Consider the following 13,511-nt stretch of genomic DNA (forward strand, 5'->3'; position numbering starts at 1 on the left):
GATCCTCATACCTCAACTTATCTTCAGGTCAATGCCGTTCACTCCTCGGCTTCGGCGTCCGCCGCGGCCATATCCGGCGTAACCGCATCGGGCCCGCCCGCCAGCAGCCGCCGGAATCCCTCCTCGTCGAGGATCGGCACACCGAGCTCTTCCGCCTTCGCGGCCTTGCTTCCCGGTGCGTCACCGATTACGACGAACGCGGTTTTCTTCGATACCGAGGCCGCGGCCTTACCGCCACGCAGCAGAATCGCCTCTTTGGCGCCATCGCGGGTGAAGCCCTGCAGTGAACCGGTCACCACGATGGACAGGCCCGCGAGATGACGTTCGATGGACGCATCGCGTTCGTCCACCATCCGCACCCCCGCGGCCCGCCACTTCGCCACCACGGCACGGTGCCAATCGACGGTGAACCATTCCGAGACGGCGGCCGCGATGGTCGGGCCGACACCATCCGTGGCGGCCAGCTGCTCGACCGATGCCTCCTGGATACGGTCCAGACTGCCGAACTCGGCGGCCAGCGCACGCGCCGCGGTGGGACCGACATGCCGGATGGACAGGCCGACCAGCACCCGCCACAGTGGCCGGTCCTTGACGGTGGCCAGGTTCTCCAGCAGCCGCTTGCCATTGGCCGAAAGGCTGCCGTCCTTGTTCACGTACAGCGAGGTGGTCAGCAGCGCCGCCTCATCGAGATCGAACAGGTCGCCCTCGTCGGTGAGCACACCGGATTTCAGCAGGTCGATCGCACCCTCGTAGCCGAGCGCCTCGATATCGAACGCGCCGCGGCCCGCCACGTGGAATACCCGTTCCCGCAACTGTGCCGGACAGAACTGCTGGTTCGGGCAGCGGATATCGGCATCCCCCTCCTTCTCCGGCCGCAGCTCGGTGCCGCACTCCGGACAGTGCGTCGGCATGACGAACTCGCGCGCATCGGAGGGGCGCGCGTCCACCACCGGACCGAGTACCTCTGGGATCACATCCCCCGCCTTGCGGATGGTGACCGTATCGCCGATCAGCACGCCTTTGCGCTCGACCTCGGCGGCATTGTGCAGGGTGGCCATCGCGACGGTGGAACCGGCGATGGATACCGGTTCCATCACCGCGAACGGCGTCACCCGGCCGGTACGGCCGACATTCACCTGGATGTCAAGCAGCCGGGTCGTCGCCTCTTCCGGCGGGTACTTGTAGGCGATCGCCCAGCGCGGGGCGCGCGAGGTGGCGCCGAGGCGGCGCTGCAACGCGGTCTCGTCGACCTTGATCACCTGGCCGTCGATCTCGTGTTCGATATCGTGCCGGTGCTCGCCCCAATAGGCGACCCGCTCGATCACCGCGTCGATGCCACGCACCCGCGTGGTGTGCTCGGACACCGGCAGCCCCCAGGCCGCGAGCGCCCGGTATGCCTCGTATTGCGCGGTCGGAGCGTATCCCTCGATGCGGCCGAAGCCGTGGCAGATCATCCGCAGCCTGCGCCGCGCGGTCACCGCGGGATCCTTCTGCCGCAAAGAACCCGCCGCGGTATTGCGTGGATTGGCATACGGCGGTTTTCCCTCCGCGACGATGGCGGCGTTGAGCGTCTGGAAATCCTCCAGCCGGAAGTACACCTCGCCGCGGACCTCTAGCAGCTCCGGGATCGGGAATTCGTCGCTCGGCGTCAGTTCGCCGGGGATATCGTCGATGGTGCGGGCGTTGAGCGTCACATCCTCACCGGTGCGTCCGTCGCCGCGGGTGGCGCCGCGGACCAGACGCCCGTTCCGATAGACCAGATTCAGCGCGACGCCGTCGATTTTCACCTCACACAGATAGTGCAGGTCCGGCCCGGTTTCCGCCTCCACTCGCGCGGCCCAGGCCCGCAGCTCGTCGATATCGAACGCGTTGTCCAGCGAGAGCATCCGCTCCAGATGGTCCACCGCGGTGAAATCGGTCGCGAACCCGCCGCCGACGAGCTGGGTCGGCGAATCTGGCGTGCGCAGATCCGGATGCTCCTCCTCCATGGCCTGCAACCGCCGCAACAACGCGTCGAACTCGCCGTCGGAGATGATCGGCGCATCCCGCACGTAGTAGCGGAACTGATGCTCCCGCACCTCGTCGGCGAGCTGCTGCCACTGCACCCGCAGCTCCGGCGTCGCCGGGGCCGCCGCATTGTCGCTGTCACTCACGCTTGGCACAGTAGCCGAGCGCACCGACAACGCATGTCCACGCTCCGCGCGTCGTACCAGCCGCGAGCGCGGCCATCCCTGGCCGAGAGCGGACGGCGGAACGTCTGGGTCAGCCGAAGGAAAGCTGCTCTGGTTCCTCGGCGTAGGCCCGCGCCACCTCATTGGCAAGGCGCAAAGCCTTACGCCCCCATTCCAAGGAAGCGCCTGCCATACCGCAGGCCGGGCTGACCGCCACCCGCTGCGCCAGCATCCGGCGGTCGAAACCGAGCCGATCGATCAGCCGGACACCCGGTTCGGCGAGACCACGCCAGGTGACCGGGGTGCCAGGAGCCACGGCGGGAACAACGCCGAGCACCAGATATTTACCTGCTTCGAGGGTTTCCCCTAGCTCGTCGAGCTGCCCGGTGCCGATCGTGCTCAGCTCGACACCGAGCGCGGCGGCAGCGGTACGGCGCAGTAGCCGCAGCGCTGGGGGCTCGGCACAGCTGTGTACGAGCACCGGTACCGCTTGCGCGGTGATCACGGTGTCCAGGACGGCGCCTGCTTCCGGCTCCGGCAGTGCGCGCACGGTGTTCAACACGCTCACACCACGCAGCGAACCGTCGAGCACCGCGGTCAGCGACGGCTCATCCAGCTGCAGAACGACATGCGCACCGAGCCGCTTGCGCACTTCGTCGACATGGTGGGCGAGCCCCTCGGCCAACGATTCCGAAAGATCGCGCATCGCACCGGAATCGGTGAGTACCCGATGACCACCGGTCAGCTCCACCTGCGCAGCCAAGGTCAGCGGACCCGCCGCTTGGACCTTGACCATGCGGCCGCGCCCGGTCAGACCCGCGTTCTCCCAGGCTTCTTCGAGCGCGTCCAGATCGGTGCGCAACAGATCACGGGCACGTCGCGAAACCGCTCCAGGCCGTGATGCGAGCCGATAACCCCGCGGCGTGGTATCGAACCGCAGGTCGACCAGGAGCGCGGAGGCTCGACCGATCAGGTCCGCGCCCGCGCCGCGCGCAGGCAGCTCCACCAGATGCGGCAGCTCACCGAGCTCGCCGACGATGGTCGCGGCGGCCTCCCGTGGATCGCTCCCAGGCCAAGAGCCGACCCCCGTCGCGAGTCCGCCACGGAAACCGGCGAACTCCGGCACCGCATCGGCCGAACTATCCTGTGCCGTATTCGGCGCGCCGGTCTTGTCCTCCGCCACCGCACTCCCGTTCGTCCATGTTTTCCGTCACCGGGGTTTTCCGTCACCGGAGGGTTTCCCGGCACCGGTATCGAGCACATCTGGCGCGGAACATCCCCCGCTGTCGCCGTACCACGCCTGCGCCTCACCGCACCGTATCGGTGGATACTTCCCGAGCCGCCGTAGCGGAGATGGTTCCGCTGCCGATCACCTCGTCGCCCTGGGAATCCGGACGGTAGAGCACCACGGCCTGGCCGCGAGCGACACCGGTCAACGGCTCACGTAGGCGCACGATCAGTCCTGAGCCCACCGCCTCCGCGACAGCGGGAGCAGTGCCGCCGTGCGCACGCACCTGGGCTACGCACTCGATCGGTCCCGTCGGCGCGGCCCCGGAGGTCCAGATCGCGCGCTCGGCCTCGACCGTCCAGACCTGCAGGTCCTCAGCCGATCCCACTCTGACTGTTCCGGTATCGGGATCGATGTCGGTCACATATCTGGGTTTACCATCGGCCGCTGGCCCTGGCAGACCGAGACCCTTGCGTTGGCCGATGGTGAATCCGTGCACACCCTCGTGCTGCCCGAGTACCTGACCACCCGTATCGACGATCGCGCCGGTCCTGATGCCGATCTTCGCGCCGAGAAAGGCGCGGGTATCACCCGAGGGGATGAAGCAGATGTCATGGCTGTCCGGCTTGTTCGCGACAGCGAGCCCGCGCTCGGCTGCCTCGGCGCGAATCTGCGGTTTGGGGGTGTCCCCCACCGGGAACATCGCACGCGAAAGCTGCTGCGCGGTCAGCACCGCCAGCACATAGGACTGATCCTTGTCGGCGTCGACAGCGCGGCGCAGCACACCGTCTTCCAGCCGCGCGTAGTGGCCGGTGACCACCGCGTCGAAACCGAGCGCCACCGCACGGTCGGCCAGCGCGGAGAACTTGATCTTCTCGTTGCAGCGCAGGCAGGGATTCGGTGTTTCGCCTGCCGCATAGGCGGCGACGAAGTCGTCGATCACATCCTCTTTGAATCGGTCGGCGAAATCCCAGACATAGAAAGGGATACCGAGCACATCGGCGGCACGCCTGGCATCACCGGCGTCCTCCTTCGAGCAGCAGCCGCGCGACCCGGTGCGCAATGTGCCCGGCGTCGCCGACAACGCCAGGTGTACACCGACCACCTCGTGCCCGGCATCGACGGCACGCGCCGCCGCGACAGCCGAATCGACCCCACCACTCATCGCGGCGAGTACCCGCATCAGACACCTCCTCGCGCACCGGCCAGGCCCGCGGCCTTGGCTCGCTCTACCACCTGCGGCAGCACCCGCAGCACCGTATCGACGTCCGCCCGAGTCGAGGAATGCCCGAGAGAAAATCGCAATGAACCACGCGCCTGCCAAGGTTCGGCACCCATCGCGAGCAGCACATGACTCGGCGTGGCGACACCGGCGGTGCACGCCGAACCGGTCGAGCATTCGACCCCGGCCGCGTCGAGCAGCATCAACAGCGAATCTCCTTCGCAGCCAGGAAAAGTGATATGCGCATTACCGGGCAGGCGGCGCTCGTCGAGCGGTCCGTTCACTATCGCGTCCGGGACGATCGCGCGAATACCGTCGATCAGCGCGTCCCGCAGCGCGCTCAACTCGATCGTACGCATGGACAATTCGCTGGTTGCCTGCCGAAAAGCGGCGGCCAAGCCGACTACCGCCGCGATATCGGAGGTTCCCGAGCGCAGGTCGCGCTCATGCCCGCCACCGTGCAGCAACGGCACACACGGCACCTGCCTGCCGAGCAGCAGCACCCCGACACCGTGCGGGCCACCGACCTTGTGCCCGGCGAAGCTCGCCGCGGAAAGCCCGCTTGCGCCGAAATCGATGGGGAGCTGAGCGGCCGCCTGCACCGCATCGCTGTGTATCGGCACACCGAATTCCTGCGCCACGGTCGCGAGTGCCCTGATGGGCTGGATAGCTCCGACCTCGTTGTTCGCCCACATGATGGTGACCAGCGCGACATCGTCGGGATTCACGTCGAGTGCGGCACGCAGCGTACCCGGCGCGACCATCCCCTCGGTGTCCACCGGCAGCCAGGTGACCTCAGCACCCTCGTGCCGCTCCAGCCATTCCACCGCGTCGAGCACCGCATGGTGCTCGACCGAACTGGCGATGATCCTGGTCCGGCGCGGCTCGGCGGCTCGGCGCGCCCAGTAGATGCCCTTGACCGCCAGATTGTCGCTTTCGGTGCCCCCGGAGGTGAAGATGACTTCCGAAGGCCTGGCGCCCAGATCAGCGGCGATGGACTCGCGGGCCTCCTCCAACAGCCGCCGGGCGGCGCGACCCGACCCGTGCAGAGAGGAGGCGTTCCCGGTCATCCGCAGGGCAGCCGTCATCGCCTCGATGGCCGCGGGCAGCATCGGTGTGGTGGCCGCGTGATCGAGGTAGACCGTCTGAGGCGCCGCGCCGTTGACCGGGCCCGAAAAAACCGACTTCATGACCAGTAAAGGATAACCGTCACCCACAGCGAGTCATTCCCGCCCGTATCGCGAACCCTCGGCGCAGGCATCCACCGCGGGCCCGATAGGGCAGGCACAGGACCGTTACCTGGTGAGGCGAGAGCCGGTCCAGCAGAATCCGGCGACCGCTGGACCGACTGCCCCTCGGATACTGCGGCTCGACCATCGGGAACCGGCGGCCACGCCCCGATCAGTCGATCGGGGGCCGTGCGGCAGTGCCACGGCGGCTCCGCGCCACCAGGCGACGACCCGGCTCACGCACCGGCTCCGGAGCGCCCTCGGCGATAGCGGGATCGCGTACCCAGGTGTGCGCCGCTTCGATCCATACCGCGGCATCCCGCCCACCGCTGCGCGACAGCTCGGCATCGCGCACTGCTTCCGCACAGCGATGGGCCAGTTCACGCCGGTCCGAACCCGGTTGAAGCACTGGTTCGAGCACCACCTCCGCAAGCAGGCCACGCGAGCGCAGCACCCGTCGCGCGGAGGAGACGAACGTGTCCGCGCCGACGAACCCAGCCACCGTGCACGGCGCACCGTATCGGTCCAGATACCGCAATCGCACCGGCTGCACCGCGCTCCCAGCGTCCACCGCGGCCTGGAACAGCGCGGGTCGCATCCTGCCGGAAGCGCGGCCACACCAGGTCGTACCTTCCGGAAAAATGCCGATTCGTTCGCCCGCGGCCAGCCGAGCAGCCGTAACGGACACCACATCGGGCAGCGCGCGCAGACGTTCCCTTTCGATCGGGATGACCCGCATCAAATGCGCGAGCCTGCCGAGTAATGGCCAATCCACCAGATCCGCGCGCGCCACGAAACCGAGCGGCTGCACCGCGGCCAGCGCGATGATATCGGTCCAACCGATATGCCCGGCGACAACCAGCGTTCCGCTGCCGGGGGCGCTGTACCGGGCCGGTGCGGGAACCGCATCAACGACGCCGCGCCCTGTCGCCTCCCCCCGGTTGTCGACGATGCGCAGGCGCATACCGAGGCAGCCGAGCAGTAAACGCGCGTAACCACGTTGCATCGATTCACGTCTGCCGCGCGGCGTCACCACCTGCGCGACCGGGAAGCTGAGCAGCAGTCCGGCGACTCCGACCAGCCTTACGGCGACCCGCCCTGGACCCACCTCGTCGATCGTATCCAGGCAGCCGGTCCCGCACGGGCTCGACGGCATCCACGCGTGCGCGGTGCCAGAGGCAGGCGGCGCATCGAAACCCATGGTGTCACCGTCCCCGGTCGAAGGTGGCCGCGGCATCCCGTAGCCGGTTGAGATAGCGGGTATTGATGGTGTCCAGCCCGAGCAACGCCACGAAATCGGCCACCGCGAAATCGGGATCGTGCGCGGGCTCACCGCAGACCTCCGCCCCCAGCCGTAGATAGCCACGGACCAGCGGGGGAAGCTTCGGCCGCGCCGGTGGCGTCAGCTCGTCCAGAGTCCTGCCGTCGACGTGCACCGGACGGTACGGACGCACCCGACGCTCCGGATCGCAGGCATGCTTGCCGAGCAGCATGTCCCGCACCCCGCGCACGTTCACTCCCGGCGGGTCCGCCGGGGTTTCCCGCATCGGCACCGATACGCACCCCATCACCCACTCGTAGCCGGTGAGCTGGATGTAATGCAGGATGCCTGCCCACATGAGCGTGAGCACCGAACCGTTGCGGTGTTCGGGTACAACGCAGGCCCGGCCCATCTCCACAGTCCGCATGCCCACCGGATCCAATTGGGCGAGATCGAATTCCGTCGCCGTGTAATATCCACCCGCCGCGATCACCTTGTCCGGCGGCAGCATTCGGTAGCAGCCGACGAACTCCTCACTGATATCGTCGCGCACGAGTATGTGATCGCAATACTCATCGAAATGGTCGGCGTCGAGGCCGGTTCCATTATCCGGGATCCGGAAGCCCGGTTCATCGGCGAAGACACCATAACGCAGCCGCTGCGCGGCAACGCGGTGCTCGAGGTCCGAGGAGACCACCAGCGAATACCGCGACCGCTCCTCCCCTGATACAGCCGGTCGAGCCGAGGTTGTCAGCACGGACGAAATAGTCATACCTGTGATGAAGCCAGCTCGACACTGCGCCGGAGCGACCGCGAAGTGTCACCCCGACGCCAGTTCGGTGAACGAGACTTCGATCACACCTGACCGTTCACCGAATGGTTCCGTCGCGTTCGTCCAGCCCAACCACACAGGCGCACGGGTGGTCACGAATCCGAAGGTGCCGTGGCAGCCCGCACGTTCACGAACCGATATCCCCACACCACCCGACGCTCATCCGCACAACCGCTGTTACCGAGGTACGCGTCAACACTGTGATGACGGAGACCGGCCGCTCGAATGCGCACCGCAGGGGCGCGAACACGCTGCGTCGCAGCCTCTACGAACGGAATTACAGATCAGGCGGCGCTGCGTTGCGCTGCGCGTATCTCGGCCCGGTCCGTCCGTTCCTCGGCGAAGCCGGGACGTCCGGTACCGATGAACGCGATCAACCAGGAAGCGACCGCGGCGAAACGGTTACGGAAGCCGACCAAGTAGAACAGATGCACCGCCAGCCATATGAACCAGGCGAGCACACCGCGGAAGGTGATGCGCTCATTGAGTTTCGTGACCGCGCTGAACCGGCTGATCACCGCCATGCTGCCCTTGTCCCAGTAGCTGAAGGGAGTGCCGGGCTGCTTCCTGCGGCTGATGATATCGGCGGCGTGCCTGCCCTCCTGCATGGCTACCGGTGACTGTCCGGGATAGCCGTTGAGCGAGGTCATATCGCCGATGGCGTAGATATCCGCGTACCCGCCGACGGTGAGGTCCTGGTTGATCAGCAGCCGTCCGACCCTGTCGGTCTCGACACCGGTGGCATCGGCCAGGATCTTCGCGAATCCGCCTGCCTGCACACCCGCGGACCAGACCACCGTTTCGGCCTCGATGACATGTTCGATGCCATCGGCGTCCTTGACGGAGACCTTGCCGTGCTCGATATCGGTGACGAAGGTGCCGAGCAGCACGTCGACACCACTACGGGTCAACGATTTCCGCGCGTACTCCGACAGCCCGCCACCGAACGGTGGGAGTACCGCATCGGCGCCTTCCACGAGCGTGACCGAGATTTCCTGGCGGAAATGCCGCTTCGCCAGTTCCTGTAGCTGGCCCGCCACCTCGACACCGGTCGCACCAGCGCCGACCACGACGAAATTCAGGAGCCTGCGCCTTGTCTGCTCGTCGGCATCGGCGGCCTCGGCGAAAACGCGCTCGATCTGCGCGCGCAACCGCCGCGCGTCATCGATGGTCTTGAGCGAGAACGTCTTCTCGGCGAAATCGTCCCGCCCGAAATAGGACTGGCTGGCACCGGTCGCCGCGATCAGCGAGCCGTAGCGGATCCGGTGCTGCACACCCGCGTTCTCGTAGGTGACCACGGCCCGGTCCGGGTCGATGGAGACTACCGTGCCGAGACGGACATCGGCCTCGGGGTAACGGCGCAGGATGCCCGCGATCGGCGGCGCGATCTCCTCCGCGGCGAGCACACCGGTCGCTACCTGATACAACAGCGGTTGGAACAGATGCTCGGGTGTGCTGGAGATCAGCACATAGTCCACCCCGGACTTGGCCAGTTGCTTGGCGGCGGCGAGCCCGCCGAACCCCGATCCGACAATGACCACACCCGCGGTTTCGATTCCCGCATCCACGTACTGCATGCAATCCTCCTTCTCTCATTACGAACCGTTATCCGGAAGGCAGATATTTCAGGTGTCAGGGCGCATAATTGAGATGACTCTTATCTCGATTCGTAATCAATAGGAGGTGCTGTGGAACTTCGGCAGCTCACCTACTTCGTCGCGGTGTGCGAGGAGCTCAGCTTCAGCGGGGCCGCCGCACGCTGCTTCATCTCCCAGTCCGCGATCAGCCACCAGATCTCCCGGCTCGAACGCGACCTCGGCGTACAACTGTTCGAGCGCTCGACCCGATCGGTGGTGCCGACCGACGCCACTGCCCGGCTACTGCCCCTCGCGAAACAGATGCTGAGCCTGGAATCGGCGATCCGTGCCGCCGTGCGCACCGCGGGACCACGCATCCGGTTGGCCGCGAACATGTCCTTCGCCACCCGCTCGCTCTCGGCCATCGCCAGTGCGCGCGCCACCCATCCGGAAGCGGAAATCGAGTTCGTGATCAAGCCGTTCCGCCAGCGCATCACCGCGGTCTCCGACGGCGATTGCGATCTCGCACTGATCCGGGGCCGGGTCGACCAGCATGGCCTCGTAGCGGAACAACTCTGGGTCGAGGACCTGGTGATCGCCACCTCGAGCGCGCACCCGCTGGCCGCCTCGAATACAGTGACCCTCGCCGATCTGAGCCCGTATCCCCTACTGCTGCCACCGGAGCAGGAACAAGTGCTGTTGCACACGGTGATTCGCAACGCCTTCGCCGAACTGCCCACCGGCCCCACCTTCGGGCCACCCATCCCGCCGGACCACACCGCGTCGATGGAGCTGATCAACCGGCCCGACGCCTGGACCGTCCTCTACGCCGAAAGCCCCACCGAAGGATTGCTGGTGCTGCCACTCGCCGAACACAAACTACGCATCCCCGTATCGGCCGTACTGCGCACCGATATCCGGCGCTCACCGATCCTTGCCACCCTGCTGTCCGCACTGCGCCGCAGCTGAGCCCGGACCGGCGGCAAAGAAAAAGAAGTAGGCACTCGCCGATCCGCTCTGCCGCAGATCGGCAACCTACGGTGCCGCATATCGACAACAGGTATCGCCGCGAATCGACACCTGGAATCACCCTCAGGTGCATCGCGACCGGGAATCTACGGCCCAGGCATACGGCCGACGCGGTACACAACGCGTTTCCCCAGCCGAACATGACAGGTCCCTAGCGGAACCAATGCTTGAATGGTCTGTCATGGATCAGGTTCCCGAAGACTGGCAGCGCGGCTTGGTGATCGTCGCGCACCCCGACGACATCGAATACGGTGCCGCGGCCGCGGTCGCGCGCTGGACCGGCCAGGGCAAGGACATTCGCTATGTACTGGTGACCAGGGGAGAAGCCGGAATCGCCGGAATGCGGCCCGCGGTCGCGGGCCCGCTGCGCGAGGCCGAGGAGATCGCGGCCGCCGAGGCGGTCGGGGTGCGGGAGGTGGAGTTCCTCGGGTATCCGGACGGGCGGGTCCAGGAAAGCCTGGAACTGCGCCGCGACCTGGCCGCGGCGATCCGCAGGCACCGACCGGAGATGGTGGTGCTGTTCAACTTCGGCGACACCTGGGCGCCCGGTTATACCAACAGCGCCGATCACCGTGCCGTCGGCCGGGCCGCCCTCGATGCCATCTCCGACGCGGGCAATGAATGGATCTTCCCCGAGATCGCCGAATGGGAACCCTGGTCGGTACGGTGGGCGGCGGTTACGGGCCCGGTGGTCACCCATGCTGTGGATGTCACCGACACCCTCGCCCAGGCCGCCGCATCACTGGCCGAGCACCATGGCTATCTCTCGGCATTGACGTCCGTGCCCGTCGCCGAACAGGTTCGCGCCATCGTGGACCGGGCGACCGGCCCCGAGGAAGGGTTCCCCGCCGAGCGGGCGGTCGGTTTCGAGCTGTTCTTCTTCAGCGGCTGACCGGACTCTCGACCCGATCTGTCCCCGTGCCGATGACCAACGGCGCAGAATCGCATATCGCAAAACGGTGGCCCCGGCCGTTCCCGGCCGGGGCCACCAGTTCTGTTCATGCGCGGGCGTCAGCCCTTGTGCGCCTTGACCGCTTCGGTCAGCTGCGGCGAGACGTTGAACAGGTCACCGACGATGCCGTAGTCCGCGATCTCGAAGATCGGGGCCTCTTCGTCCTTGTTGACCGCGACGATGGTCTTCGAGGTCTGCATGCCGGCACGGTGCTGGATCGCGCCGGAGATACCCAGGGCGATGTACAGCTGCGGCGAGACGGTCTTACCCGTCTGGCCGACCTGGAACTGGCCCGGGTAGTAGCCCGAGTCGACCGCGGCACGCGAGGCGCCGACAGCGGCACCGAGCGAGTCGGCCAGCGCCTCGACCACGGCGAAGTTATCGGCGGAGCCGACACCACGACCGCCGGAGACCACGATGCCCGCCTCGGCGAGGTCCGGACGGTCACCGGCAACGACCGGCTCGCGCGAGGTCACCTTGACCACGCCTTCTTCCTGCGCGGGCACCTCGACGGTCACCTTCTCGCCCGCACCGGCCTGCGCCGAGGCCTCGACGGCACCGGGGCGCAGCGAGATCACCGGCACATCGCCGGTGGCTTTGGCGTCGACGGTGAACGCGCCACCGAAGATGGAGTGCACCGCGGTGCCATCGGACTTCACGTCGATGACATCGATCAGCAGGCCGGAACCGATCCGGGCGGCCAGACGACCCGACACTTCCTTGCCCTCGGCGGTGGCGGCGACGATGACCGCGGCCGGGGAGGCCGACTCGGTCAGCCCGGCCAGCACATCCACCTTCGGGGTCACCAGGTAGTTCTCCACATCGTCGGACTCGGCGATGTAGATCTTCTCGGCGCCGGCGGCGGTCAGCGCGTCGGCCAGCTTCTCACCGGTACCTGCCGGGCCGAGCACGACGGCGGCGGGCTCGCCCAGTGCGCGAGCCGCGGTGAGCAATTCGGCGCTGACCTTCTTGATCGCACCGTCTGCGTGCTCGACGAGCACAAGTACTTCTGCCATTTGTGTTCTCTCCTAAGAAGTCTCAGTCCTGGAGGGCGGGGCGAGCGATAATCACCGATCGCTCGTTCCGCCCTGCCTGGTGCGGTATCCCGCAGAGCGCTACCGCGATCAGATGATCTTCTGGCCGATCAGGTACTGGGCGATCTTGGTGCCGCCGTCGCCTTCGTCGGTGATCTTCTCGCCCGCGGTGCGCGGAGGCTTCGGGGTGGCCGCGCTGACCGAGGTGCCCGCGTTCGCCACACCAACGGTCGACGGGTCGACACCGAGGTCGGCCAGCGTGAAGGTCTGCACTTCCTTCTTCTTCGCGGCCATGATGCCCTTGAAGGACGGGAAGCGCGGCTCGTTGATCTTCTCGGTGACGCTCACGATGGCGGGCAGCGTGGCCTCCAGCTTGAACACGCCCTCGTCGGTCTCGCGCTCACCGGTGATCTTATCGCCGTCGACGGTCAGCTTGCGCAGGTGCGTCAGCTGCGGCAGACCAAGGTACTCGGCGATGATCGCGGGCACGGCACCAGCGCGACCGTCGGTCGCCTCGTTACCGGCGATGACCAGTTCGACTCCCTCGACCTGACCGAGAGCGCTGGCCAGCACCCACGCCGTCTGCACGGCATCGGATCCATGGATGGCCGGATCATTGATGTGGATGGCCTTGTCCGCGCCCATGGACAATGCCTTGCGAATGGCCTCGGTGGCACGATCCGGACCTGCGGCCAGCACGGTGACCTCGCCACCCTGGGCTTCCTTGATCAGCAGCGCCTCTTCGACGGCGCGCTCGTTGATCTCGTCGAGCACGGCGTCGGCGGCTTCGCGATCAAGAGTGAAGTCACCGTCGGTCAGCTTGCGCTCGGACCAGGTGTCGGGAACCTGCTTGATGAGTACGACGATGTTCGGCATCGGTCTTCGTCGACCTCCTGTTCTGGATTACACGGTCGTGGTGGTCGCACGAGCTGGGCCGTACGTCCGGATGAGTGGCTCAGGCCGTGACATTACCCTA

Annotated in this window: 11 protein-coding genes; 2 read left to right on the plus strand and 9 right to left on the minus strand. The window is 66.8% G+C overall.

Annotated features, from left to right (window positions below; all coding sequences use genetic code 11):
* Positions 1-38: 38 nt before the first annotated feature.
* The 7 genes from ligA to ACL02S_RS13640 form a co-directional block, all read right to left on the minus strand.
* A complete protein-coding gene (ligA, locus tag ACL02S_RS13610; protein ID WP_412802731.1) occupies positions 39-2,153 on the minus strand; it encodes an NAD-dependent DNA ligase LigA in 2,115 nt (704 codons plus the stop codon).
* 109 nt (positions 2,154-2,262) lie between these two features.
* Positions 2,263-3,297: a methionine synthase gene (locus tag ACL02S_RS13615; RefSeq protein WP_412802808.1), complete on the minus strand. Its 1,035-nt coding sequence runs from the start codon at positions 3,295-3,297 to the stop codon at positions 2,263-2,265.
* 181 nt (positions 3,298-3,478) lie between these two features.
* Positions 3,479-4,582 carry a tRNA 2-thiouridine(34) synthase MnmA gene (gene mnmA, locus ACL02S_RS13620; protein ID WP_412802732.1) on the minus strand — a complete coding sequence of 368 codons (1,104 nt, stop codon included), beginning with the start codon at positions 4,580-4,582 and terminating at the stop codon, positions 3,479-3,481.
* On the minus strand, positions 4,582-5,811 hold the full coding sequence (locus tag ACL02S_RS13625) for a cysteine desulfurase family protein (RefSeq protein ID WP_412802733.1): 1,230 nt from the start codon (positions 5,809-5,811) through the stop codon (positions 4,582-4,584). The genes mnmA and ACL02S_RS13625 overlap by 1 nt, the downstream gene beginning before the upstream one ends.
* 211 nt (positions 5,812-6,022) lie before the next feature.
* Positions 6,023-7,051, minus strand: coding sequence for a lysophospholipid acyltransferase family protein (locus tag ACL02S_RS13630; protein ID WP_412802734.1), 1,029 nt, complete (start codon positions 7,049-7,051; stop codon positions 6,023-6,025).
* A gap of 4 nt (positions 7,052-7,055) precedes the next feature.
* Positions 7,056-7,883, minus strand: a complete 828-nt coding sequence (locus tag ACL02S_RS13635) for a GNAT family N-acetyltransferase (RefSeq protein ID WP_412802735.1) — start codon at positions 7,881-7,883, stop codon at positions 7,056-7,058.
* Between the two features lie 344 nt (positions 7,884-8,227).
* Positions 8,228-9,520 carry an NAD(P)/FAD-dependent oxidoreductase gene (locus ACL02S_RS13640; RefSeq protein WP_412802736.1) on the minus strand — a complete coding sequence of 431 codons (1,293 nt, stop codon included), beginning with the start codon at positions 9,518-9,520 and terminating at the stop codon, positions 8,228-8,230.
* A 111-nt stretch (positions 9,521-9,631) separates the two neighbouring features.
* Between ACL02S_RS13640 and ACL02S_RS13645 the strand changes: the two genes are divergently transcribed.
* Together ACL02S_RS13645 and ACL02S_RS13650 are read left to right on the plus strand one after the other, a co-directional pair.
* Positions 9,632-10,489 carry a LysR family transcriptional regulator gene (locus ACL02S_RS13645; RefSeq protein WP_412802737.1) on the plus strand — a complete coding sequence of 286 codons (858 nt, stop codon included), beginning with the start codon at positions 9,632-9,634 and terminating at the stop codon, positions 10,487-10,489.
* Between the two features lie 241 nt (positions 10,490-10,730).
* Positions 10,731-11,441 (plus strand): PIG-L deacetylase family protein, encoded by a 711-nt coding sequence (locus ACL02S_RS13650; RefSeq protein WP_412802738.1) that lies wholly within the window; start codon positions 10,731-10,733, stop codon positions 11,439-11,441.
* Between the two features lie 119 nt (positions 11,442-11,560).
* Here the strand turns inward: ACL02S_RS13650 and ACL02S_RS13655 are convergent, their stop codons facing one another.
* Entirely contained in the window at positions 11,561-12,517 is a 957-nt protein-coding gene (locus ACL02S_RS13655) for an electron transfer flavoprotein subunit alpha/FixB family protein (protein WP_412802739.1), read from the minus strand.
* A 108-nt stretch (positions 12,518-12,625) separates the two neighbouring features.
* Positions 12,626-13,411, minus strand: coding sequence for an electron transfer flavoprotein subunit beta/FixA family protein (locus ACL02S_RS13660; protein ID WP_412802740.1), 786 nt, complete (start codon positions 13,409-13,411; stop codon positions 12,626-12,628).
* Positions 13,412-13,511: the final 100 nt, after the last annotated feature.

It is taken from the genome of Nocardia spongicola (genome assembly GCF_047200775.1).
In the GTDB taxonomy this organism is placed as follows: Bacteria; Actinomycetota; Actinomycetes; order Mycobacteriales; family Mycobacteriaceae; genus Nocardia.

Excerpts from the sequence above, each read along its gene's own strand:
- mnmA (WP_412802732.1), bottom strand. The coding sequence starts at position 4,582 with ATGCGGGTACTCGCCGCGATGAGTGGTGGGGTCGATTCGGCTGTCGCG.
- ACL02S_RS13625 (WP_412802733.1), bottom strand. The coding sequence starts at position 5,811 with ATGAAGTCGGTTTTTTCGGGCCCGGTCAACGGCGCGGCGCCTCAGACG.
- ACL02S_RS13630 (WP_412802734.1), bottom strand. The coding sequence starts at position 7,051 with ATGGGTTTCGATGCGCCGCCTGCCTCTGGCACCGCGCACGCGTGGATG.
- ACL02S_RS13635 (WP_412802735.1), bottom strand. The coding sequence starts at position 7,883 with ATGACTATTTCGTCCGTGCTGACAACCTCGGCTCGACCGGCTGTATCA.
- ACL02S_RS13640 (WP_412802736.1), bottom strand. The coding sequence starts at position 9,520 with ATGCAGTACGTGGATGCGGGAATCGAAACCGCGGGTGTGGTCATTGTC.
- ACL02S_RS13650 (WP_412802738.1), top strand. The coding sequence starts at position 10,731 with ATGGATCAGGTTCCCGAAGACTGGCAGCGCGGCTTGGTGATCGTCGCG.
- ACL02S_RS13655 (WP_412802739.1), bottom strand. The coding sequence starts at position 12,517 with ATGGCAGAAGTACTTGTGCTCGTCGAGCACGCAGACGGTGCGATCAAG.
- ACL02S_RS13660 (WP_412802740.1), bottom strand. The coding sequence starts at position 13,411 with ATGCCGAACATCGTCGTACTCATCAAGCAGGTTCCCGACACCTGGTCC.